General features: G+C 48.6%; 19 protein-coding genes. 3 read left to right on the forward strand and 16 right to left on the reverse strand.

Features of this window, described 5'->3' with window-relative positions; translation table 11 throughout:
- Positions 1–8: 8 nt before the first annotated feature.
- The 3 genes from BUQ91_RS13335 to BUQ91_RS13345 are packed head-to-tail and all read right to left on the reverse strand — an operon-like array spanning position 9 to position 4,484.
- Positions 9–1,598, reverse strand: coding sequence for an ArnT family glycosyltransferase (locus tag BUQ91_RS13335; RefSeq protein ID WP_074209624.1), 1,590 nt, complete (start codon positions 1,596–1,598; stop codon positions 9–11).
- Entirely contained in the window at positions 1,598–3,331 is a 1,734-nt protein-coding gene (locus BUQ91_RS13340; protein WP_072829558.1) for an NPCBM/NEW2 domain-containing protein, read from the reverse strand. The genes BUQ91_RS13335 and BUQ91_RS13340 overlap by 1 nt, the downstream gene beginning before the upstream one ends.
- Complete coding sequence (locus tag BUQ91_RS13345; protein ID WP_072829560.1) at positions 3,321–4,484, reverse strand: acyltransferase family protein; 1,164 nt, start codon at positions 4,482–4,484, stop codon at positions 3,321–3,323. The genes BUQ91_RS13340 and BUQ91_RS13345 overlap by 11 nt, the downstream gene beginning before the upstream one ends.
- A 115-nt stretch (positions 4,485–4,599) precedes the next feature.
- Here BUQ91_RS13345 and BUQ91_RS13350 point away from each other — a divergent pair, with 115 nt between their 5' ends.
- Positions 4,600–5,724: an acyltransferase gene (locus tag BUQ91_RS13350; protein WP_074209625.1), complete on the forward strand. Its 1,125-nt coding sequence runs from the start codon at positions 4,600–4,602 to the stop codon at positions 5,722–5,724.
- On the opposite strand, the gene BUQ91_RS13355 is transcribed toward BUQ91_RS13350, so the two are convergent.
- Positions 5,696–7,000, reverse strand: coding sequence for a M18 family aminopeptidase (locus BUQ91_RS13355; RefSeq protein ID WP_074209626.1), 1,305 nt, complete (start codon positions 6,998–7,000; stop codon positions 5,696–5,698). The two genes, BUQ91_RS13350 and BUQ91_RS13355, sit on opposite strands and share 29 nt — an antisense overlap.
- A 66-nt stretch (positions 7,001–7,066) precedes the next feature.
- Between BUQ91_RS13355 and BUQ91_RS13360 the strand changes: the two genes are divergently transcribed.
- Together BUQ91_RS13360 and BUQ91_RS13365 are read left to right on the forward strand one after the other, a co-directional pair.
- Complete coding sequence (locus BUQ91_RS13360; protein ID WP_074209627.1) at positions 7,067–8,056, forward strand: MlaD family protein; 990 nt, start codon at positions 7,067–7,069, stop codon at positions 8,054–8,056.
- Positions 8,050–8,829: a hypothetical protein gene (locus tag BUQ91_RS13365; protein ID WP_074209628.1), complete on the forward strand. Its 780-nt coding sequence runs from the start codon at positions 8,050–8,052 to the stop codon at positions 8,827–8,829. Before BUQ91_RS13360 ends, BUQ91_RS13365 begins: the two co-directional genes overlap by 7 nt.
- Position 8,830: 1 nt before the next feature.
- Here BUQ91_RS13365 and BUQ91_RS13370 read toward each other — a convergent pair whose 3' ends face one another.
- From BUQ91_RS13370 to BUQ91_RS13420, 12 genes are all read right to left on the reverse strand, one after another.
- Positions 8,831–9,676 carry a hypothetical protein gene (locus BUQ91_RS13370; RefSeq protein ID WP_074209629.1) on the reverse strand — a complete coding sequence of 282 codons (846 nt, stop codon included), beginning with the start codon at positions 9,674–9,676 and terminating at the stop codon, positions 8,831–8,833.
- A 131-nt stretch (positions 9,677–9,807) separates the two neighbouring features.
- Positions 9,808–10,680, reverse strand: coding sequence for an orotidine-5'-phosphate decarboxylase (gene pyrF, locus BUQ91_RS13375; protein ID WP_074209630.1), 873 nt, complete (start codon positions 10,678–10,680; stop codon positions 9,808–9,810).
- Entirely contained in the window at positions 10,680–11,921 is a 1,242-nt protein-coding gene (locus BUQ91_RS13380; RefSeq protein ID WP_074209631.1) for a TrmH family RNA methyltransferase, read from the reverse strand. Before BUQ91_RS13380 ends, pyrF begins: the two co-directional genes overlap by 1 nt.
- Positions 11,918–13,786, reverse strand: a complete 1,869-nt coding sequence (gene dxs, locus BUQ91_RS13385; protein ID WP_074209632.1) for a 1-deoxy-D-xylulose-5-phosphate synthase — start codon at positions 13,784–13,786, stop codon at positions 11,918–11,920. The genes BUQ91_RS13380 and dxs overlap by 4 nt, the downstream gene beginning before the upstream one ends.
- Positions 13,787–14,674, reverse strand: coding sequence for a polyprenyl synthetase family protein (locus BUQ91_RS13390; protein ID WP_074209633.1), 888 nt, complete (start codon positions 14,672–14,674; stop codon positions 13,787–13,789).
- A gap of 68 nt (positions 14,675–14,742) precedes the next feature.
- The gene (locus BUQ91_RS13395; protein ID WP_074209634.1) at positions 14,743–16,359 is read right to left on the reverse strand and encodes a carboxypeptidase-like regulatory domain-containing protein; all 1,617 of its coding nucleotides are present in this window, start codon (positions 16,357–16,359) and stop codon (positions 14,743–14,745) included.
- On the reverse strand, positions 16,356–17,192 hold the full coding sequence (locus BUQ91_RS13400) for a TIGR02147 family protein (protein WP_072829582.1): 837 nt from the start codon (positions 17,190–17,192) through the stop codon (positions 16,356–16,358). Before BUQ91_RS13400 ends, BUQ91_RS13395 begins: the two co-directional genes overlap by 4 nt.
- 136 nt (positions 17,193–17,328) lie before the next feature.
- Positions 17,329–17,697, reverse strand: a complete 369-nt coding sequence (locus BUQ91_RS13405; protein WP_074209635.1) for a hypothetical protein — start codon at positions 17,695–17,697, stop codon at positions 17,329–17,331.
- A gap of 11 nt (positions 17,698–17,708) precedes the next feature.
- The gene (locus BUQ91_RS15925; RefSeq protein WP_254842361.1) at positions 17,709–17,951 is read right to left on the reverse strand and encodes a GGDEF domain-containing protein; all 243 of its coding nucleotides are present in this window, start codon (positions 17,949–17,951) and stop codon (positions 17,709–17,711) included.
- A complete protein-coding gene (locus BUQ91_RS13410; RefSeq protein ID WP_254842362.1) occupies positions 17,938–18,999 on the reverse strand; it encodes a GGDEF domain-containing protein in 1,062 nt (353 codons plus the stop codon). The genes BUQ91_RS15925 and BUQ91_RS13410 overlap by 14 nt, the downstream gene beginning before the upstream one ends.
- A 107-nt stretch (positions 19,000–19,106) precedes the next feature.
- Positions 19,107–20,156, reverse strand: a complete 1,050-nt coding sequence (locus BUQ91_RS13415; RefSeq protein WP_074209636.1) for an SGNH/GDSL hydrolase family protein — start codon at positions 20,154–20,156, stop codon at positions 19,107–19,109.
- Between the two features lie 269 nt (positions 20,157–20,425).
- Positions 20,426–22,321, reverse strand: a complete 1,896-nt coding sequence (locus tag BUQ91_RS13420; RefSeq protein ID WP_074209637.1) for a hypothetical protein — start codon at positions 22,319–22,321, stop codon at positions 20,426–20,428.
- Positions 22,322–22,370: the final 49 nt, after the last annotated feature.

Below are 22,370 nucleotides of genomic sequence, written 5' to 3' on the forward strand. Positions count from 1 at the left end.
TCAACTTCTCAGAGTAATTTTGCAGGGGCCGCAACAATATATTTTCCAAAATTACGTACAGTAAACCCTTGCTGTTCAAACATTGAAAGTCTGGAATCCTTATTTTCCAAGAGATAAATCGCATGACTATCCACTCTGTTCATATCAAATGTAAAGACATAGCGATCAAATTCGTGCACGTAGAGGAACGCACTCGGGAAATTGATATAGCGAACCGTCGATAGGTACGAATTTAAATCCACCTTGCCATAAAAAAGCACACGGGGATAGCTCACGTTCGGGTCTACATAAATTTTGCCACCGGGTCTCACCAAAGATTGAGCAAAGTCCATTGCATCGCCAACGCCTTCGCAGAAATTCGAAGCAATTTGATCTTTGTACTTTGTAAAATACTCCCTTTCGAAATTTGCAAAGCTCAAGAGGTACGCCACCAGCGGCACGTAAATCATCTTGGGATGGATATAGCTAAACGCCAAAATAATCCCCTGTGCAGCCATTACAATTATCGGGATGAAAATCAGGTTTACGCGGTTCACATTGACACTGATTAAAATGCCAATAGCAAATGCGGCAAGCAACCAAGCGAGCATAAAAACAGATAGTCCCAACTTGCGCGCACAAACATCACGGACCGCCTGCCAAATGTTTTCCACAAGTCCGACAAAGAAAAACGCAAGCGTTACCGGATAGAAAAGCCCGAAATTTCTTATATAATTCCAAGGAAGTCCATCCGATTGATTTTTCAAGATGTTCCAGAGATTCATGAAATTTTCGGGAATCTTTTGGAACGAAATTTCGCTTGCTCTGAAATAGACCAGCTTGGGAATACTAATGAACGGCAAACGAATTTCGGCAATGACGCCCTTGTTCACAAGCATGAAAAGTATGAGCGGTAGCGCAAGCATGGCGAGCACGCCAAGCGAAATCCACGTGTAACGATTATTGTTTATTGACTTTGTCCAAAGCCCATAAAGTACGTTTACCAAAACAATAAACGGAACTGCAATCCAGATAGTCGCATACGCATAAAGTGAAAGTCCATAAAACACAGCCGATGCAATCAGGAACTTTGGCTTTTCAAGACCTTTCACAAAAAAGAAAAGTCCGAACAGCACAAATCCCGGAGCCAAATTTGATTCAAGCGCCCAACGCGAAAGCATCACATGCCATGGAGAAATAGCAAGCAAGAATGTAGCCGCCAAAGCAATGCGAACGTTCGTAAAGCGGCGCATCAAATAGAAAACAGCCACAAGCGATAACAGCCCCACCAAGAGCATCGGCATGCGAATCACCCAGACATGCATGCCGAAAAGCGCAACAAACGGAATCATCAAATACGATTCAAGCGCATTCATGCCGGAACCCCAGGCAGTCAAATAAACCGGCAAGCGGTAGCCGTAAGAATCCGCCGCATGGTGCAAGAGCGTGTAGGCGTTATAAGCGGCAAAAGCCTCGTCTTGGTTGATATCGCCTGGCACAGAGCCAAACATATAGACTCGAGCAAAAATGCCAAGCAGCAAAACAATCGCCAAAACAATTTGCACAACCGTAACTTTGGCAACGTCGAACGATTTCAGCCAACCAAGAACTTTGTTCATCACTTCCTCTTTGTCACGATGATGTTCAGCCAATCCGCATGGTCATAAGCGTTATCGCCATCAGCATCGGCCTTGAGGATAATCGTCTGCTTGCCGCCAATATAGACCTTACCCGATTGCGGCTTTTTATTGCCAAAGACCACATCACCTTTCCAAAGCGTTTCTTCGGGAGTTGCAACAATAAAGCGAACAGAACCACCGCCACCTGCTTCATCATCAACGGCAACAACAAATTCCAACGAATCAGCATCGGCCGGCATCTTAAAGAACAATTCAGAATTGGCGTGCGTGCCAATACCATTCTTGTATTGCTGACCACGAACCGTAAGCGTTGCACCGTCGACCGAACGTCCCTTTTTCGGGCTACCGTACTGTTGCGTGTAATGGTCAATCGGCAAATCCGTAAGGTAGAACTGGTTATCACGGAGTTCCACATTCACCGGCATGAGTCCCACAATTTCAGCGATGAGCATCGGGAAGAGGAACAGCGCAAGCACTACGTATGGTGTAAAGCGCGGGAACGGAATACGGGCAAGTTTTTCAATCAACGCAGGGAACGCCTTCGGTGCAAAATTATGCACAATGCCGGCCACAAAAACAAGTATCGCAATCCCCGAAACTGGGACCCACAAATCAGCGCCCTTGAAGCCGTTGACCATGGAAATGTTCATGGCACAAACGGCAGTCACAAGCAAAGTCCAAATCCAAGCCTTCTTTGTTTCGAGAACCATCCACACGCAAGCAAACGGAACTGCGTAAATCAAGTAACGTTCATGCATGCCCGGCAGCACAAGGAAGAACGCGAACGCTTCCCAAGTTGCAAGTTCAAACGTGCGGCGGAGCGTCTTTGCAAAAAGAGCACACTTCAAAATATATGCCGAGACAATCACGAATAAAATCTTTCCAATCCACGACGGCGAAAGCAAAAAGCCGATTCCTTCTGGAGAAAGTCCAAAAAGCGGATTTGCATCGCGACTCGTATTGCCGACAAAGAACATCCAAATGTTAGCAGCATTGTAAGTCGAGAACGGGTACTGTTCCGTCGTATTCAAGTAAGCGTGAGTCAAAAGCCCCGACAAATTCCCTGCCACAAAGAACGGCAAGAGCACAAGTACAATTGCAACCGCCATGAGCGGGAGACCGCGCCAGGATTGCTTATAGCGACGGAGGAAAATGCCGCCGAAAATCGGCAAAAGCAAAATCATCTGGAACTTTGCCAAGAGCGCAAGCGCAAAGAACATCGAAGCGTATTTGAGCAAGCCGCGGAAATTGATGCAATAAAGAGCCGCGATTCCAAAAATGCAAGGGAACAAATCTACCTGTCCCCAAATCGGGCCATCGAGCAAAAGCGCCGGATTCAAAGCCACAAAGGCGAGAGCCAAATGCGCAGAAAGTTTCGGCAAATTATAACGCGCCACCAAACGGCTCGCCAAATCTACAAGCCCCACATGGCCAAAGAAAACAGGCCAAAGGCAGAAGAACTTGATGAGCGTTCCCTTTTCTATCGGGATGTTCGCCAAGTTATGAACTTGCGCCACGATCCACAGCCAAAAAACGTAAAGCGGAGGATAGTTGCCGTTAAAGCGCTCAAGCCCATTTTTTGATAATTGCTTGACCCAATCTACCCAATAATTCTGGTCGCCACCAAAAGCGGCCGCATTCGAGCAGAACAAGTTCGCAAGGAGACAGATAACACCCCATATCAAAAAATATTGAATAGCCTTATTTTTCACTGGACACTCCCGAACGTTTAAAACTGATCTTTATAGAATTGCCTTTTTGGTAAAGAATACCAACTCCTTTCCAGAAATATCCCAAAAGAATCGAAGCGATATACGTCATCACAATAAGGGTCACAAGGGACGGAATAGCCAATCCCGTTGCTGTGACAATCTTTGCCGGCAATCCAAAGTAGTAGCAGAAGAACGAATGGATAAGCCACATATAAGTGCTTTGACGGCCAATATACCAGATTCCCTTTTTCAAGAGTTTGGTGCGATTCAACAAGTCCATGCTTGCAACAGTCAAGACTGGAATAAAGAAGATATCAAAGATATCGCCCACTTCATTTTGACGCATGGCAATAACAAGGCACCAAATAGCAATATCCGTCAAAGGAGTCAAAAGTCCATGTTGCTTTGCAGAATTATTCAAACGATCAAGAAGTCCGTTTCTCGCAACAATTGCCCCCATCCAGAAGCAAGCGGCATAAGGAGCAATCTGGCAGAAGAATCGAAGGTACATGTGGCTATTTCCGAGAACGCCAAGAGCAGTCACCGTTTTCAAGCCAGGGAAAATATGAGCAAACAGCAAAGCAACGACAACCGCTAGGAAAATATTGACTCGTGCAGAGAATCGGTCGATAATAGCCCTGATAAACGGGAAAGTCACCAAAGCGAATACATAACTTATCAGGAACCACCATTCCCTGTTATAGGTCGATGTAAAACCTAAAAAGTTCGAAATCACCTCCCTATGTACAAACCTACTATATCGCGTATAAATAAACGGATCCGCGCAATAAGGGTCTTGCGAAGAAAAGAAGAGAAAACCAATCGGAATAAATACAAGGAAAACGCTCCAATAAGTGAAATAAAGTCTCTTGAGGCGCCCTACGATATCGTAACGTTTCCCAAAGGAGCTTTTATACACGCCATAACCGCCAAAGAAGAAAAACATCGGAACGCAAATTTTGCCAAAAATGCCAAAATAAGTGACCGCCGGTATATTGAAAACGGTAAAAAGGCTATCGAACCCGCCACCTGGAATTCGAACAGGGAAAAACCAAAGATGATGGAGAAGCATCCAGATGATTGCGATTCCCTTCATGATTTTGGTATCGTCGGGCGTCAAAAAATTATCTATTTCTTTTGAGATTTGTTGCATATTAAGTCTTTTTGGTGAATTGGTCTACGAATTATAGAAATCTTTTAAACGCTTGCCATTTACATTGTTCCTATTTTATAAATTTCAGCGCATGAATAAAGGAGAAGGATTAAAGATGCCCCAGATAAAGAGCAAAGACCATTCCATTGAACTCGTCAGAATTATCGCATGCTTACTCGTTATTATGGCGCATAGCCAGCTAGGCGTTGTAGAAAACAGTGCCATTGTAAGCGGAAGGCTTGCATTTTCGACATTTATCGCAGACGATGTTCCGCTATTTCTCTTGGTCACGGGTTTCTTTTTCTTCGGGAGAATCAAAAGCGATTCCGACATTATCCAAGTATTCCCCTACAAGGCAAAATCCTTCCTGTCGCGCGTTTACATTCCGACTGTTGTCTACATTCTGATTAGCATTTTCTACCGCTATTTCACGGAACATTTGCCGTCTATTGCAAACGCAGACTGGGATTACCTTGGACGATTCATTTTCAGGCTCGCTCCAGGAGACCATCTGTGGTACATTTGTACTTACATGTCCTTTATTTTCTTTTTCCCGATGCTTGCATTTGTCTGCCAAGACAATCCGCAAAAGAACAAATTAAGACACATTTTGCTTGGAATCGCCATTGCAGGCGCCGTAGTTGGCGACATTCAGTATTTCTTTAAAATGAGCATGTTCGATCTCGACAAATTCCTTTGGGGCTACTGCACCATATTCCTCATTCTCGGCTATGAACTTTCGTTGTTCATCCGCAAGTTCGACAATCGACAGAAAAAACTTTTTGCAATTGGAATCGTAATTTACTTACTCGGATTTTTCATCAAGTTCGGCCTGCAAAATTACATGTTCTCCGAATACGGCTATGTCAACAATCGCTTCCGCTGGCTCCAATGTTCGCCTTGCTTTATCACGGCAACAGGAATGTTCATCACCGTCTATGGATTGGGCAATTTCATTAAGGCAAACAACATTCCAACCCGCATCATCAATTACATCGGGTCGTGCACGTTTGCAATTTACCTATTCCACATGTTGGTCATCGGAGCCACAAGACCATGGCAACGAGAACTTATTGGAAAGTTCGATAACGCAAAGACATTCTTCGATGCCGCAGCATACTACATCAGCTACGCGCTCGTCGTCTTCGGCATTTCGTTAGTTGTCGCAATAATCTTTAAATACGTTGTCGAAAAGCCTGTAGCAAAGCTCTTTAGCAAAAAAGAGCCTCGACAAGCTTAATCATGTCCGCGTGGTCGCTTGCGGCCATCATCTCGCGAATGCTGTGCATGCTGAGCATGGGTTCGCCGATATCGACCGTCGGTATTCCGAGATTTGCAGAAACCGTCGGGCCCACCGTACTGCCACACGGCATGTCGTTTCGCGTGATGAATACCTGCAACGGGATTCCCGCCTTTTCGCATAGCAGGCGAAGCTGCGCAGAACTCATCAAGTCACTCGCGTAACGCTTTTGTGCGTTAGTCTTGAGCACAATGCCCTTGCCCAACAGCGGGGCGTGATTCGGTTCGTACTTTTCCGTGTGGTTCGGGTGTTCCGCATGGGCCATGTCGATAGAGAGCGCGATGGACTCTGCAAGCGTTGACGAGAGAGGCGCTTGGGCCCTATCGTGCTCGCGCACTCCAGGGTGACAGTCATTCTGGAGCGAAGCGATAGAATCCAAAACACTTTTCAAGAAATTGCCAGCAGCTCCTTCGCGGGTGGTAGAACCGACCTCTTCGTTATTGAAGAAGCAAGCCACAAGGCAATCGTTTTCAGCCGACTTTGCACCCACAATCGCTTCGGCAATGGCATGGCAGCTGCTCAAGTTATCGAGCCTTCCCGAATAAATCCATTCATCGTTAAACCCGCCACGATTTGCAGGCTGGGCATCGAACAACTGCACATCGAAATCTATCAAGCGCGCCTCTGCAGGGAGTTCCTTTTCAAGCGCCTTCACAAATAAGTTCTTGCGATTTTCAGAAGCGCTACAATTCGAAGCGCCCGCCCACAACGCATTAAAATCTATTTGCGGATTCACCTTGAGGCCATCCTGATTCACACCACGATTCAAGTGAACTGCCAATTGCGGAATCCTGAAAAGTTTTTCACCGCGGAACAACTTCGTTTTGAGCGTTTGGCCATCAGCTGCATCCACATAAGCAAGCATGCCCGCATATCCCAAGTCGCGATCGAGCCAGCTCGTGTAAAGCGGAGAACCGTAAACCTCCGTATGGAGCGTACAAACGCCCGCATTCATGCCATCTGGATTCGGGGAAATCTTGAGCGTCGGGAAATCCGTATGCGCAAGTGCAATCCTGAACTTTGAAGCCTCGCTCCATGCTTTAGGCGTGCGGAAAGCTATGATAGACGCGCCACGGCACACGAAATACGCTTTTCCAGGTTCAAGAGCGCTACCACAATCAAAATTGGCAAAGGAATTCTCTCTGAAATACGATTTCAAAGCATCCACCGTATGGTACGGAGTTACTGCAGTATTCAAAAATTCAAAAAATTCCATATTTCCTCGAAAAAATTCAATTAAATTCAATTTGACAATATAATCTATTTATATTTCACGAAAGTAATGGCATTTCAAAAGATAAAACAGATTAACTGGATGGAAATGTCCGGCCTCTTGGTCGGCGTTATTAGCACTGTTGCCATTATGATTTTTTCATTGGTGCTTTACCATTACCTTTTTAACAGAGTTATCAAGGTCAAGGAATATAGGCTCCACAGTACTTTCGAAAAAGCACTCGGCCTTAGACCGGGAACTCGCGTACAGATTAGCGGTGTCGAAGTCGGGCAAATCACCGACATGCAGATTAACGACGATGGCATGGGCGTGCTCATGGAATTTTCCATCCGTCAAGAATTCCAGAACCTGATTACCGACAGTGCGACCGTTTACGCCATCCGCGACCAGAACTTAATTTCGGCTCGTGTCGTCAACATTGACATTAAAAAGGGCAAAGGCCGCGTACTGCAAGACGGGGACTTTATCATTGCAGGCAAGGCACAGGACATCGAAACAGTCCTTGAAACAACCAATGAACTTTTGGGACGTGTAAATACCCTTATCGATGCAGCCAACACACTCGTCGATATGGCGCTTGATACCGGAACCACCATGGGTGCCTTGTTCGGTTCCCGCAATCTGTACGACAACTTAAACCGTCAGTTGTACCGCCTCGACGAAATCACGTTCCTCGGCAAGAACGTCCTGAAAAAGACATCCTATTTGCTGGATACAATGAAAACGGATGTACCGCAACTAGTGAGCCGAGCAAACGAAGTCACGAACAACGTAGGCCTTTTACTTGAAGATTTCAAGCCTCTCCCGAACAAAGTTACAACGCTCCTGAATTCCATGGATTCTACCGTCGGACGTGTAGACCACCTCGTCACAGACTTCGGTACGGTCACAACTGGGCTGCAAGACTTTATGAACACGACGGAATCCACATTGCAGAGTGCAGACGACCTAATGAACGGCATGTCTAAGATGTGGCTCCTGAGAGGCAACGTACCCACGCATGATTCTGTGCCCTTTGTCGTGGAGACGCTATGGTAATGCAAAACGCCTTGAAACTCGCTCTTTGCGTTGCGCTTAGCGGAACCGCAGTATTCGCCTCGGAATCCGGAAAGCTCGCGGCCCGCGCACAAAAATCCTTGAAAGCAGGGAACTTTGCCAAAGGCTATTCGCAGCTGGATCGCGCGCTCATTGCAAGCCGCAAAGAAGCCGACAGGCGCTCTGAAGCACGCATTATGATTGCCATGGGGCAAGTCCGAACCAGAAGCCTTGATTTCAGCATGGCTGATTCGCTCTTGAATTACGTCGAAAACGAAGGCTTGGACCGTTCAACAAGGGCAATGCTCGTCAAAGCGAAAATGGCCTTGAAAAACGACACTGAAAAATATGGCGAAGCGGTGAAACTTTGCGAAGGTTTCGACGAAGACGTTCTAGACAAGCTCGATGACCAATTGCAAGGAGCATTTTATTCGGAATGTGCAATTGCCTATGCTGGCAGCCAGAATGGCGAAAAAGCAGCCCAAGCACTCAAGATGGTCGGCAAGAGCACCGATGATGATACGGGCATTTACTACTGGACTGAAGCTCGTTTAGCAGACATGCAAAAATCGGGAAATGCCGATTCGCTCTACCGCAAAGCCGAAGCAAAATCTGTCGAAGCAAATACACCTTTTGCAACAGCCAACATTCTTTACCACCGCGGAAAGGTTTTAGAGAAAACTAACCCCACCGAAGCAAAAAAAGTCTTTGCCCGTTGCAAGACCGCCTTCGAACTCATGGGACTTGAGAAAAATTCCAAGAGATGCGGGGATTAGATTATTTCTTTTCTAAAGAATCCGCGGCATTTACTTTAGCTGTATCAGCAGCAGCCGTAGTGTCTGCAGGAGCGGGTTCCTCGACTTTTTTCATTGCGAGGAGCTGGTTATAAACAATAACAGGTGGAATTTTCCCTTCGACCATGTTATCGACAAGGGCTTTGACCTTTTGGTAATTTTCGTCCTTGTTGTAATCCACAATTAAGCCCTTGTAACCAAGAAGCCTAAGAATTTTGGCATAGAAGCTTGTGCGGAATTTTTTGAAACGCGGTTGGAACACATCGTTCAAAACTGTTTCGAGAGCCGTCTCGGTCTGCATGGAATCAAGTTCAAAGCTGCGGTAAATCGTGCGGATATGATCAGGAATCGTCGTATCCGGGCTATCGAAATACTTGCGCATCACATTTGCAGCTTCAGTTTTGTTGGGGTATGGTCCACGACCAACGCGCAACGCATAATAAAGGGCAAGGCGCCAATTTTCAGGATAAACGCGAGTTGCCCTGCGCAATACAGAAAAATCAGAAGTGTCGGGAGCGTCAATCGGAGTTACGCCACCGACAAAATAATACGGCGTATAGAACAGCGTATCAAGGCTCGTCGAAAGTTCGGCAACATGGCCGAGATACGCATATTCCCTGCCAGAGAGGTAGCTTTCACCAAGTTCGGTGAGGCCCTTGATCCAAAAGAGCCCCGCTACCGATGCATCATGCCCTGCAGCCACATAGCGAACAGACGAAGCCTTCGGCAAGAAGGATTCGTCAAAGTTCGTGCCCGGTAACGGCTTTGCGTAATGGAACGCAAGCGCAATCACTGCAACGGCAACTATGAAGCTAAGGACATATCGCATATTCATCTCACCACATCATTCTGAGCGAAGTGCGTAGCACGTAGTCGAAGAATCCATCAAGTAAAGCCCTGGATCCTTCCCCTATCGCTACGCTCCAGGGTCAGGATGACGTCTTAGAAGAATCAATATAATTATAGTTGGCAGGCCTCTGCGAGTTTTTCGAGTGCATCGACACAATCGTTCGCATAGTTTGCCGGCGTATCGTTACGCTGCCATGCAAAGTTAAGGCCACTGCTCGAATTGAGCACATGGAACTTACGTTTGCCGCCACCGTTTTGAATAGCCGTAAGCACGGTCTTTGCATCGCCGCCCTGACCGCCCGGCACGCCCGGAATGGACACGCCCGGAATGAGGAACGGAATTTCGTACTTCTTTTCTTGCGACATGTAGCGCGTGATGTTTTCAAGTTCGCCCGGATTGGTAGCACCGACAACAGCACCGAGGTAGCCCTTGCCAGCGTCCCATTCCACAATTTTGTCTGCAACGGAGTAGAATGCTTCTGCAGCGTCGCGGATCGGAAGGTCCTGGAAGTCATGAGCGCCCTTGTTGCTCGTGCGAAGGAGCACGTAAGCACCGTTTTCGCTATTTTCGCGGATGAACGGACCGACAGAATCGGCACCCATCCACGGAGAAACGGTCACGGCATCGGCACGGTAAACATCGTAGGCGGCGTTAGCGTAGGCGGCACTAGACTTACCAATGTCACCGCGCTTTGCATCCAAAATAACCGGAATGCCAGCGCTTCTGTAATCGGCAATGAGTTGCTGCAAAACGAGCATCGACTGCACACTCACGCATTCGTAATAAGCGCTGTTCGGCTTCACGACGGCAGGCTGCACATTACGCTTGAGGCAGCATTCCAAAATGTCGGAATAGAAGCGCTTGATGCGGTCTTCGGGAGTGCCTTCGAGCGGAATAAGCTTGAGCACAGGGTCCATGCCCATGCAAACCGGGTTGCCGCACTTTGCAATACGCTGTTCAAGGCGATCGTAAAAGCACGTCATTACTTCAATTCCTCCTGAATCTGAGCGGCTTCGTAAGAGAGAATGCCATGTGCGACAGCCACATTCAGAGATTCAAGTTCACTGCTCATCGGGATCTTCACCGTTTCGTCGGCAAGTTCGATGAAGTACGGATTCGTGCCAGCGCCTTCGTTACCCACGAGGAACGCCATCTTGCGGAGCTTATGCTGCGGAATCTGGCGGAGGGACTGCTTGGCGTGCAAATCCGTTGCGATGATGGTGTACCCCTTGCTGCGCAAGAAGTTGATCTGGTCCACGAGATCTACGTCGAATTCAAACGGAACGCGGAGGAACGTGCCCGAGGAACCACGCACAACCTTCGGGTTGAACGGGCTCACGGTACCACGACCAAGAATCATGCCCGAAGAATTGAAACCGAGGCTCGTGCGGAAGAGCGTGCCGAGGTTACCCGGATCCTGAACAGCATCGACGAGCGTAAGCACGCTGCGGCTCGTTTCGTAAACAGGCTTCTTGCTTGCGATGTTGCAGTAAGCGATAATGCCCTGCGTTGTCATCGTCGAAGAAAGGCGCTTCATCTGTTCTTCAGTGAGAGTGTGGAGCGTAATTTCGGCATCGTTAATGGCTTCGATGAGTTCTTCGTTTTCGAAACCTTCGACAACGTAAACAGAAATCACGAGTTCGCGATGATGCTTCACGAGTTCTTCGACAACGTGAACGCCTTCGCCAAGGAACTTGCCTTCGCGTTCGCGACCCTTTTCAGTCGTGCAGGCGATAAGGCGCTTGAACCAAGGAGGCGTAGAACCGGCATCTTCAACAGCTTCGATCTGAGCTGCACGAGCTTCGAGTGCGGCTTCATCCAAGTTCTCGTCAACCGCTTCCTTTTGTTCCGGACGCTGGCGATAAACAGGAGCGTTCACGGCACCATCACGGCGCGGGCCACGGTTAAACGGCTTGTCACCAAAGCGGCGCGGGCGGCGGTCGCGATCAAAGCGTCCACCACGGCGTTCTTCACGGTTGAACGGGCGGTCTTCGCGATTGTCGTCGCGATCGAAACGGCGTTCACCACGATCAAAGCGACGGTCGCCGCGGTCGCGGTCAAAACGACGGTCGCCACGATCGCCACGGCCAAAGGGCTTGTCGCCAAAGGAACCGCGGTCGTCGTCGTTACGACGAGGGCGGCGTTCAGGAGCTTCGCTGACTCCAAATTTGCGGTCAAGCGTCATTCTTACAGTACGCTTCGGTTTGTTTTCTTCTTCACTCATAGTTTTTCCATCAACTGTTTGGCGACGGATTCCCCGTCAATTTTCAAGATCTTGTAGAGAGCTTTGATTTCTCCCTGTTCAACGAATCTGTCCGGAAGACCAAACCGGTACAGTTTCTTGTCCGTATAGCCGAGGTCGGACAATAGTTCCGCAATAGCTGAACCATAGCCACCTACGAGCGTGTTGTCTTCCAAGGTCACAATGACATTGTGGCTGTCGAACAACGAACGGTAGCATTCCTGGTCGAGCGGCTTAATAAAACGGGCATCCACAAGCGTCGGGTTGTATCCGTTTTCACGAAGCACGGAGGCTGTTTTCTTGAGTTCATTTGTCATGAAGCCAGCACCTAAAAGCAAGATGCCAGAGCCCTTCTCAAGAATCTTGGGGCTTTTATAATCAAACGGACCTTCCGAAGGCTTGAGTTCTGCTTCAAGCGCAGTGCCTCTCGGATAGCGGATAGCCACAACGCCTTCCATGTCAATTGCAGCTGTAATCATATCGCGCAATTCATTTTCGTTGGAAGGAGCCATGACTGTAATTCCTGGAACCGTACGCAAGAACGACAAGTCGAAAGCGCCATGATGCGTCGGACCATCCGCACCGACAAGACCGGCACGGTCAAGCACGAGCACCACATGCAAATTCTGGAGTGCAATGTCGTGGATAATCTGGTCGTAGGCGCGCTGCATGAACGACGAGTAAATCGCGACCACAGGTACAACGCCATCACAAGCCATGCCCGCCGCAAACGTAACAGCATGCTCTTCGGCAATGCCCACGTCAATCACGCGGTCCGGGAGTTCCTTTGCGACGATATCCATGCCGCAGCCCGTAGGCATTGCAGCCGTGATACCCATAATGCGCTTGTCCTTCTTAGCAAGGTCCAAAAGCGTATTGCCGAACACGCTCGTCAAAGACGGATTCGGATTTCCCGGAGCAAGCGGGAGACCACTTTCGGGGTCGAACGCACTGCAACCGTGATACTTTGTCGGATTCTTTTCGGCAGCGTCAAAGCCGCGGCCCTTTTCCGTGAGCACATGGACAAGGCACGGGCCTTGCTGGTTCTTCACGCGTTCGAGAATCATCACAAGTTCATCGATATCGTGACCATCAATCGGACCAAAATAACGGATGCCCAAGTCTTCAAAGAAGCGTCCCGGCTTCACGGCATTCTTCGCCGCATTCTCGACCTGCAAGAAGAGGTCACGGAAACGGGAACCCAGAATGCCCGGCAAACGATTCATCACGCGATCCAGGTCGGTACGCATCTTGTTGTAAACCGGATCCGAAATAACGCGGTTCAGGTACTTGCTAAAACCGCCAATGTTCGGAGCGATACTCATCTTGTTATCGTTCAAGATGATGGTCATGTTCTGCTTGGAGGCGCCAACGTTATTGATAGCCTCGTAAGCCATACCGCCCGTCATGGAACCATCGCCAATGACAGCAACAACATTGTTGTTACGGTTGAAATGGTCGCGTGCAACTGCAAAGCCAAGAGCTGCCGAAATCGAGGTCGTCGCATGCCCAGCCCCAAAACAGTCGTAAACGCTTTCGTTCCTCTTCAGAAATCCGGAAATACCGCCCTGCTGGCGCAAGGTATCGAAGCGGTCGTAACGGCCGGTCAATAACTTGTGCACGTACGCCTGGTGCCCCACGTCCCACACGATTTTATCGTCGGGTGCATTGAACACGTAGTGAAGCGCAAGAGTCAGTTCAACAACGCCAAGGCTCGATGCCAGGTGACCGCCATGTTTGGCCACCTGCCCAATAATGGTTTCGCGAATCTGCGAAGCCAAGTGGTAAAGCTCTTCAACAGAGCAGTGCTTCAAGTCCTGAGGCGACTTTACGTCTTTCAGTTCCATTTATTTCACTCGGGTAATGATGTATGCAGCAATGGAACGGAGGATAGAGGTATCGCACTTGAGGCTGTCCAAAGCCTTGATGGATTCCTCGTAAAGTTCCCTTGCTCGTTCCCTTGACTTTTCCAGTCCAACGATGGACGGGTAAGTAGCCTTGCCCTTTTCGATGTCAGACCCGGCATCCTTGCCGAGTTCTTCGGTCGTAGAGACAATGTCCAAGATGTCATCCACAATCTGGAAGGCAAGCCCGATAGAGCGGCCATAGTTGCGGATGATTTCCATATCACTCTCGCTTGCGTCTGCAAGCATCGCACCCACCAAGAGGGCAGCTTCAATCAATGCTGCGGTCTTGTGGTAGTGAATGTAATCGACAATTTCGAGATCGACAGTCTTGCCTTCACATTCGATGTCGGTCATTTCGCCACCGATCATGCCGTAAGTGCCGAGCAAGTGAGCAAGGAGTTCGATAGCCTTTGCGTTACCGGTCTTGCCCATCATTTCGAATGCGTGAATGCAGAGAGCATCGCCCGCCATCACGGCTGTCGCTTCGCCAAACTTCTTGTGGCTCGTGAGCTTACCACGGCGGTAGTCATCGTTATCGACGCACGGAAGGTCATCGTGAATAAGGCTGAACGTGTGGAGCATTTCGAGAGCGCTCGTCGCAAGCCAAATCTTGTCTCCCTTGCCGCCAAACATGTCGAACGTGGCCTTGGCAAGTCCCGGGCGCAAGCGTTTGCCGCCTGCGAACATGGAATAGCGCATAGCCTCGTGCAGACGGCACGGACGGTCCTTTACTGGGGGGAGATGTTCATCAAACTTCGCCTCGGCATCTTTAGCGATGCGGGCGAGATATTCCTGGGCAATTTTTGCTTCTGATTCAATAGACTGCATGTATACAAAGATACTTAATTCAGACCTATCTTAAAAGGGCATGCTATTAAAAGTATGGTTTTTAAATCTTAGAAAAGCGCGCCGTAGAGCACTATATCATCCAAATAGAATTCAGATCCGTTGCGGACGAAGAAATGCAACTGGCGGACATCGTCCTTAAGCGAATTCCATGTGAAATAGCAGTTGCTTACATCCTGGGAATTATAGCATAGATCACCGGACTTGATGACATATCGCGTCCACTTCTGCGAATTCAGATCTATCCATTCCGAGGCGGCTTTGAGCGAAACCCCTTTCACTTCCGATTCTTTATCCCAGTTTTCGAGTGACACGCGGATCTGTCCGGAACCCTTCGCATAGAACGCAATGGAATCAAGCGAAGAGAAGTTCCAGCCTTCAGAACGAAGCAACGTACCCGTTACAACCCAAGCATAAATGTTGTTCGTCCCAATCAGATTGTACTTGCCATGGAATACCTTTGACTTGCGGTCCTTATCAGTTTCAAAAGCCTTGGACAAGACCTTGGAACCAATGGAATCCACGCTAAAGTACCAACCTGCCGTATCGCCTTCAAAATCCTGCAATACAATAGACGGGTAGTCAAATTCAGCGGAGCCTGCAGAAGGTTCAATTTTCTTAGTTACACATAAACTATCTTTATTATCAACAACATAAAATTCAAGCGTATCCGTTGTCGGGAGCATCGGAAGCGAGAAAATGCCTTCTTCGTTTGTCTTCGTCATGACATCCAAACCATAGACGCCCACCCAAGCATACTTATCGCCAGCATGGAGTGTTACGCGGCTCATGTAGTTTGAAGTCTCTTGCAACTTGACCGTATCGAGCTGGGCAATTTGCTTTGCCGAGAGCACCTTGGAATAAGAAGAACCCGACTGCACAACCGTCAAGCGGTAATCGCCGTCACTCAAGGAATCAATTGCAAACACGCCATTCTTGTCCGCATAAGCATCCGCTTTGACGATAACATTGTTCACATGCAAGGAATCTACACGAGCATTAGCCTTACGGATTGCCAAGGATGCATAAGGCACGGGCTTGCCATCGGCAACGGCAACAAACGTAATCATGCCTTCGTACGGATTCGGCAGCAAGTCAATTTCTTCGTTTTCGCTCGGATTCAATTTTACAGACAAATCGCCATACACGGTATTATTGTCACCGCGCAAGAAGTACACCTGCAACGAATCATTGGGAGGCAACTGCGACAACTGGAAGCGGCCAAGCGAATCCGAACGCACCAGCACGTCCATACCGCGCACGCCGACCCAAACAAAGTTGCAGCTATCAGGCACATCGGCATAACCGCCAAGAGAAGCCGTAGGTTCCAACTTCAAGGAATCAAAGTTCGCATCGTCATCCGAAGAATAAAGCCCTGTAAAGGCAGAACCACCATGCACAATCGTCAGGCGGTAATCGCCCTTCGGCGCTTCAAATTCAAAATATCCATTAGCGTCGGCATAGAAATCTGCGTTAACGATTTCATTTGTCGCATTGTCAACGGACGTCGTGTGGTCAACATTTCGAATAGCAACTCTTGCATACGAAGCAACACGGCCATCGCCAACATAGGCGAATCCGCAAATGCCGTTCGTCGTCTCGCTGCCAGGACCGCCCGAGCAGCTCCAAAGCAAGAGAGCTGAAATTATACAGGCTAGCCGTTTCATTTTGACTTCTCCTGTAATTTCTTGGTAAACGCAAGCGGGAACAACTGAACATTCAGCTGGAACACGGTATCATCGCCAGTTCCATCCTGCGACAGACGGAGCAGGTCCGAACGGAACTCCTTGATTTTTTCGCGGATGAGCTGAATGTCGTTCATGTTGAACGTCATCGTCACGGTACTGATATCGCGAAGAGGGGGCGCATGGCGTTCAAGCGATTCACCCGCAAGGCGAATCGTTTCTTTCTGGAATGTCCGAACAGCTTCGGATCTCCAGTTGCCACCTGTACTCACAAACGTATCATTCACTTTCCAGTACCCGTCCTTTCCCTCAGAAATCATGTTCAGGTCGTGGAGGAGCTTGATAGCATCCTTGGCCTGCTCCACCGTGATTGCCGGCGTGCAAGACTCCGCGAGCCCTTCATAATCATCTTTAAAATTACAAATACCGATTACGGAACGGATAGCGTTATAGTACCAATGACGGTAAAATTCCAGTTCTTTTTTGGCAAGACGCTTCAAAGGGATACCTTTCAAGGCCTGCATCTTCTCATAATGGTTCAACGCTTCCTGGTCGCTCTTTGCACGTCCGAAGTACACGAGTTCCGACCAGTAGGCCGCTTCCTTTTCGTCAAGCTCGAAAAATTCAGCCATCGGCTTGATGAAGTTTACCGCAAGGTGAATCTTGCCCTGCGAAATACGGAGAAGATTTCCTGGATCCGCACCGAGTTTCATAGCCATGTATCGCCAGGATATAACGGTCTTACGCTTTTTGAAATCTTCAAAAGCATCTCTAATCCATTCGCGATAATCAGTATATTCAAAAATCGGTTTCACAGAAAATCCTTAAGTCAAACAGCACCTCGCGCCATCTCAAGACAACATTCCTTTTCTCATCCAACACGAGACAATGCGGGCGGTTTGAACCATCATAAAGATATCTTTATACACATCAATAGGTTAGTGCACAGATTTATCGTTCGTTGTGAAATTTTACAACGGAAGCCGAACCGGCAGAGCAGGTCGCCTGCCAAGAACATTCCTGCAAATCGCTAAACCGTTCGTCGCTACAGCGGCCATTAAAGGCGAGAGCGCCGTTTTCATCAATGCGGTAAGCGACATCGTAAGAAATTTCAACAAGCTTGGACTTAGTCACTACCGGATCGCGCATCACCAATGAAGTGATTTCAATCACACAATTGTCTTTCGATTCCGAGGCTTCGGCAGCCTGGTCAACCGGATTCCAATGGAGCTGGATTTGCTTGAAGTCGTCCACTTCTGGATGCTTGGTACAAGACACAAGCAAAGTGACCAAAACTGCAAGAAGAAGCCAGCCACGCATTTTCGAAATCCTTAATGGTTACGCCTGAACGTTGCCACGGTAACGCGGTTACGTCCACTTTCCTTCGATGTGTACAAGGCCTTGTCGGCACGGGCAATGAAGGACTTCGGATCTTCGCCCGGAACCATCTCGGTCACGCCAAAGGAGCAAGTCACCTGCTGCTGCGTAATGAGCGTTGACGATTCAATTGCCTTGCGGAGTTTTTCAGCAAGGAACGCGGCATTCTGGATGCTCGTGTCGTCACTCAGAATCACAAACTCTTCGCCCACCCCAACGCACGAGGGAATCCGTATTGCGGATCATGCCCTGCACAAGCTTTGCAAGGTTCACGAGGACTTCGTCACCAACAAGATGACCATAAGTATCGTTCACTTCCTTGAAGTGGTCGATATCGAAAATCATGAACGACACAGGGCCGCCCGTCCTGTTCAGCTTTTCCTGTTCGCGGAGGAGAACGCCGCTAAAGCCAGCACGGTTGAGGCAACCGGTAAGCGGGTCTTCCCTACTGGACTTTTCATACTCGCTCTTCTCGATTTCCAAAGCACGGAGGTTCTTCTTGAGTTCTTCCTGCTTCTTTCTGTTAATTGCGCGTTCGCGGCTGTAGTCAAAGAACCTGATAATCAAGATGATAAGGAAGGTGACGAACCAAAGAGCGACAAGCGTCGTCACGAGGTCCACCTGCGAAATCTTCTTGCCCTTAAAGCGGAGCCTGTTGATTTCCATGCCGCCATAACCGAGCGGAGCGTTCGTACCCGTCTGGATTTCAATCAGCGGAATATTCGAAAGGTCTACACGCGCCTTGTGCACGTTGATTTCGTTCTGGGAAACCCACCAACCAGCCACGCGGAATTCCTGCGGGACAAACACGGCCGGGTACGGTTCCTTGGTCGGAGTAAATTCGATTTCGTTGAACTTGAGGGAAGTCTCGTCGTTCTTACGGTAGAGACCGCTGTCGTAACCACGCATGTAAAGGCGCACGGAGCCTTCGTTACGCGGCTTGAGCCATACGAAAAGGCTGTCGTACTTGGAAAGGTCAAGCCCCTTGGACTTACCATCGCCCAAATAAATCTTGATGCCCACATACGGGTAAGCATAGCCTTCACGGAGTTCATACTCGATAACGACAGAACTGTCGGTACGCATCATGGAGATTGCCGAAGTACCACCATCTACGGAGTCGGCACTAGCAACTACATAAGGATGTTCACCGAGATTGATGTCTAAAATATCGTCCAAGAAATGCCTATATGCGAACATGGCTACGGCGGTCACCACCAATAGCACAACAATCAGGAAATTCATCCTGAAAAGGGCATACACTTTTCTCATAACCTTTGAAGACATAATCACATATCCGTTTTAGACCATGACATTCTAAATATACAAAAAAGGACGTTTTTAACTTGAAATTATCTTGAAAGCCACCCTCCAAGTCGAGCGATTATGGGCCTCAAGGTATTCGCGAGTTCTTCCTGGGAATGAGTGTCGGGGTGACCATGCAAACCGACATTCGATGTAAAGACGTGTTTGTAGTCCAAGTCCTTGTATCCAGCGGCAATTTGTTCATCGTAAATAGACTTTATTGTCGGACCAAGGTCATCATTAGGCCAAACTTTCGTAGAAACAAGCAAAAATTTCACACCTGGGTGAGCTTTACGGAGCTTTTCAAGCAATTTTGCATACGCTTTCTTGAATTTTCCTTTATCTGCATACGGCGGATTCCCCTGAAAATCGTTAATTCCCTCGAAAATCACAATCACTTGCGGGTGGAACTTTTCCAAATCCCAGCGTTCCGGCTTTGAATACGAGGTCACCGAACCCATGACCGTGTAATCATAGAGGCGTTCATACGTCCATTCGGGTACCATATTGTCGTAGTTGCGCACAAGACCGCGTCCGCTGTAGGCATTCACCTGGTAGTCGGCATTGAAACCGCTCGCAAGGAGGTAGGCATAGCTCTTGGAGGCATTTGTCTTGTCGAACTCGGGAGCGTCCTCTGCAGAGGAACCCTCGCAACCGTAACCAGCGGTAAAGGAATCGCCGATGAACTCGATGCGGCGACTGGACGGCTTGGGGGCTTCACCAAACTCGCCATCGACAGAAATGCCGTAGAACTTGATTTCAGGAACACCGCTTTCGCTAATCTTGATAAAGCGGTACTTGCGGAACGAACCGTCGTCCTGCACTTTGATGGTTCGGTTTTCCTTAGAATCGACTTCGAACTGTTCAATCTGCTTGCCGTCACGGTCAAGGCGCCAGCGAGAATGGCCTTCGACCGTAAACGTAATTTTGGAGGCCCTGGCGTTAAATGTGATGGATGCGGCAGGCGCACTGGCACGGCTTACACCGCCTGCATGGGACCAACGGCCATTGAACAACAGATTTTCCATAGTCGAGGAAGCTCCGAACGAGAACGCAGCAAGCGCACTCAGCAAAAGGAATATGCGGACAAGATTCATTGAAGGAATGATAGAAAAAATTGGGCTACCGCCCAAAACCTATTTTAAAATTCATTATTAAAAGCACGTCATGCGGGCGGGGCCCCAGCTCGGAGTTGACGCCTACGGCGTCAGCGGCTTCACTCGGTTATGCCGGTCTGCAAGCAGCCCGTCGCAACACTCGTTTTGCACGCAACTGCGAAGGAATAGCCTTGGCCGACGCTTTTTTTCAAAATAAAAAGGTCACCCTATCAGAATAGGATGACTGTTTTTGCATTTAATTAGGTTACTTACGCTTGCGGGGCAGTAGCCTTCTTGCTTAAAACCTTGATTTCTTGAATAAACGAAAGGTCGAGCGAGAACTTTTCTTCCTTGCCGCTTTCCTGGATTTCGACCATCGACGGGGACTTTGCCAAATGGAGCGCATGCACATAGAACATCTTTTCTTCAAGCTTTGCGTTTCGCTTGGACTTGTCCATAATTTTTGCAGCAAGCGGAGTGCCCACCGTCTTTGCATAGCGCAAGACCTTCACAAGATCGAACGTGCTCAGTTTCTGATAAACGCTACCGTACTTGGTAGAATCCATCGTTGCCTGGGCAGAAGCTTCGTCAGCCTCGTCTCTCAAATCGTAGTCGATTTTCTTGGATTCCGGCCATGCAATCGAGAATTCTGCCTTCCATTCGTCTTGGGCAGCGGGCGTGCGATTTTCGGTCGATTCGCCAGCATACGGGAAGAAGCCGTAGTTCTCGAGGATTTCGAATGCGCGAGATTCCAGTTCAGGATTCAAAATGAAGCCGTAACCCGGGATGTATTCTTCGGTGCATTCCATGAACTGCGGGAAGCGAGAAAGTTCGCTAAGCACTTCGGCACTTTCGACCTTGAGGAGTCGAGCCGTGCGCACCTTGGCACCGTAGAAAGAAGCATTCCATTCGGCAAGTGTCGAAGAAACGTTCTCAGGCGGCTTGAGCCAGTTGCGAAGATTTTCAACTTCGGATTCGGGGAAACCGCACTTGAGGCCAGCAACGTACGTTTCTTTTTCGAGCGTGAAGCAAAGGAACGTTTCGTCGTTCTTGACTTTAGCAAGGCATGCGAGAGAGTAAAGCACACGCGGAGCCATGCCGGTAGAAACGACCAAGTCAAAGTTCGGGAGCGCCGTAAGGTTTGCTTCGGGTATAGACGCAATAGACGTATCAAGCCAATCCCTACCCGACTTGCTCAGAACAACAGAAGTAATTTTACCTTGAGCCATGCGGAAATCGACAAGGCCCAAAATCCAAAGTTCGCAAAGCGGACGCGGCATGAATTCCCAAGGCAACACCTTGTTCTTTTCTTGAATGCGGTAAGACGGATCCATCACCCAGAAGAGGAGAGCTGCATCAGCTGCGGAAAGGCCTTCGCCCAAGCCGCTCAGCAAGCGAGCGCAAAGATTACGGTCGCCATGGAAGCGTTCCTTGATCCACCAAGAAATTACATCTTGATGCAAGCGGAACCCGTTCTTATGAATAAAATCAATTGCGGTTGCCGACGGAAGCAAGAAGGAGTTTTCGCGTTCAAGCCAACCGTTCTGCACGAGAAAACTAAAGATAAGCGAAATTTCGTGTTCGCAAGCCTTTTCGGAAACATGACGAGACGAAGTAAACGCTTCGGCGCAAATCTGGCGGCCACGGCGATGGAGCGTCCCGTTCGCGTTGATGCGGAGTTGCTTTTTCTTGGCGTTCGCAAGCACAATGCAAATATGCCAATCCAAAAGGTTCTGGAAAGAAATCAACGGGGATACCGTGTCGATTTCGCCTTCGGGCTTGATGTCAAAGCAACCGACAAAATCGCCAAAGCCCATGTAAATCGGGGTGCCACCTACGAAAGAGCGGTAAATCACGTATTCACGGCACATCGTAAGGAGGAACGTCTGGAGTTCGCGATTTTTGCTTACAGGGACCGTCAGTCGAAGTTCGTTAAATGCAAGTCCTCTAGACCCGCTATTATAAATCAAATTCAGGCAGCGGCGCTGCCACATTTCCATCTTGGAAAAGAGTCCCGCAACGCGTTCCTTGTCGGAATAAAAAGACAGTGTTTCGGACTGGATGAGAGCATTGTTTAAAAGTCCCTTTTTGCCGAACGCCTTAGCATGGGCGTTGCGAAGCAAGGGCTTGGACATACCATCAAAAAAAGCGTTTAAATCAAACATTATGCACCTTAAAGCAGGGTGCCAAATATAATAAAAAATGGGCCGTTAG

Source organism: Fibrobacter sp. UWB11 (genome assembly GCF_900143015.1).
Taxonomy (GTDB): domain Bacteria; phylum Fibrobacterota; class Fibrobacteria; order Fibrobacterales; family Fibrobacteraceae; genus Fibrobacter.

What these genes read in the sequence shown, in the direction of transcription:
- BUQ91_RS13390 (WP_074209633.1), bottom strand. Translation starts at nt 14,674, where the DNA reads ATGCAGTCTATTGAATCAGAAGCAAAAATTGCCCAGGAATATCTCGCC.
- BUQ91_RS13410 (WP_254842362.1), bottom strand. Translation starts at nt 18,999, where the DNA reads ATGAATTTCCTGATTGTTGTGCTATTGGTGGTGACCGCCGTAGCCATG.
- BUQ91_RS13350 (WP_074209625.1), top strand. Translation starts at nt 4,600, where the DNA reads ATGCCCCAGATAAAGAGCAAAGACCATTCCATTGAACTCGTCAGAATT.
- dxs (WP_074209632.1), bottom strand. Translation starts at nt 13,786, where the DNA reads ATGGAACTGAAAGACGTAAAGTCGCCTCAGGACTTGAAGCACTGCTCT.
- BUQ91_RS13335 (WP_074209624.1), bottom strand. Translation starts at nt 1,598, where the DNA reads ATGAACAAAGTTCTTGGTTGGCTGAAATCGTTCGACGTTGCCAAAGTT.
- BUQ91_RS13405 (WP_074209635.1), bottom strand. Translation starts at nt 17,697, where the DNA reads ATGCGTGGCTGGCTTCTTCTTGCAGTTTTGGTCACTTTGCTTGTGTCT.
- BUQ91_RS13360 (WP_074209627.1), top strand. Translation starts at nt 7,067, where the DNA reads ATGGCATTTCAAAAGATAAAACAGATTAACTGGATGGAAATGTCCGGC.
- BUQ91_RS13370 (WP_074209629.1), bottom strand. Translation starts at nt 9,676, where the DNA reads ATGCGATATGTCCTTAGCTTCATAGTTGCCGTTGCAGTGATTGCGCTT.
- pyrF (WP_074209630.1), bottom strand. Translation starts at nt 10,680, where the DNA reads ATGACGTGCTTTTACGATCGCCTTGAACAGCGTATTGCAAAGTGCGGC.
- BUQ91_RS13395 (WP_074209634.1), bottom strand. Translation starts at nt 16,359, where the DNA reads ATGAAACGGCTAGCCTGTATAATTTCAGCTCTCTTGCTTTGGAGCTGC.
- BUQ91_RS13380 (WP_074209631.1), bottom strand. Translation starts at nt 11,921, where the DNA reads ATGAGTGAAGAAGAAAACAAACCGAAGCGTACTGTAAGAATGACGCTT.
- BUQ91_RS13345 (WP_072829560.1), bottom strand. Translation starts at nt 4,484, where the DNA reads ATGCAACAAATCTCAAAAGAAATAGATAATTTTTTGACGCCCGACGAT.
- BUQ91_RS13365 (WP_074209628.1), top strand. Translation starts at nt 8,050, where the DNA reads ATGGTAATGCAAAACGCCTTGAAACTCGCTCTTTGCGTTGCGCTTAGC.
- BUQ91_RS13415 (WP_074209636.1), bottom strand. Translation starts at nt 20,156, where the DNA reads ATGAATCTTGTCCGCATATTCCTTTTGCTGAGTGCGCTTGCTGCGTTC.
- BUQ91_RS13420 (WP_074209637.1), bottom strand. Translation starts at nt 22,321, where the DNA reads ATGTTTGATTTAAACGCTTTTTTTGATGGTATGTCCAAGCCCTTGCTT.
- BUQ91_RS13355 (WP_074209626.1), bottom strand. Translation starts at nt 7,000, where the DNA reads ATGGAATTTTTTGAATTTTTGAATACTGCAGTAACTCCGTACCATACG.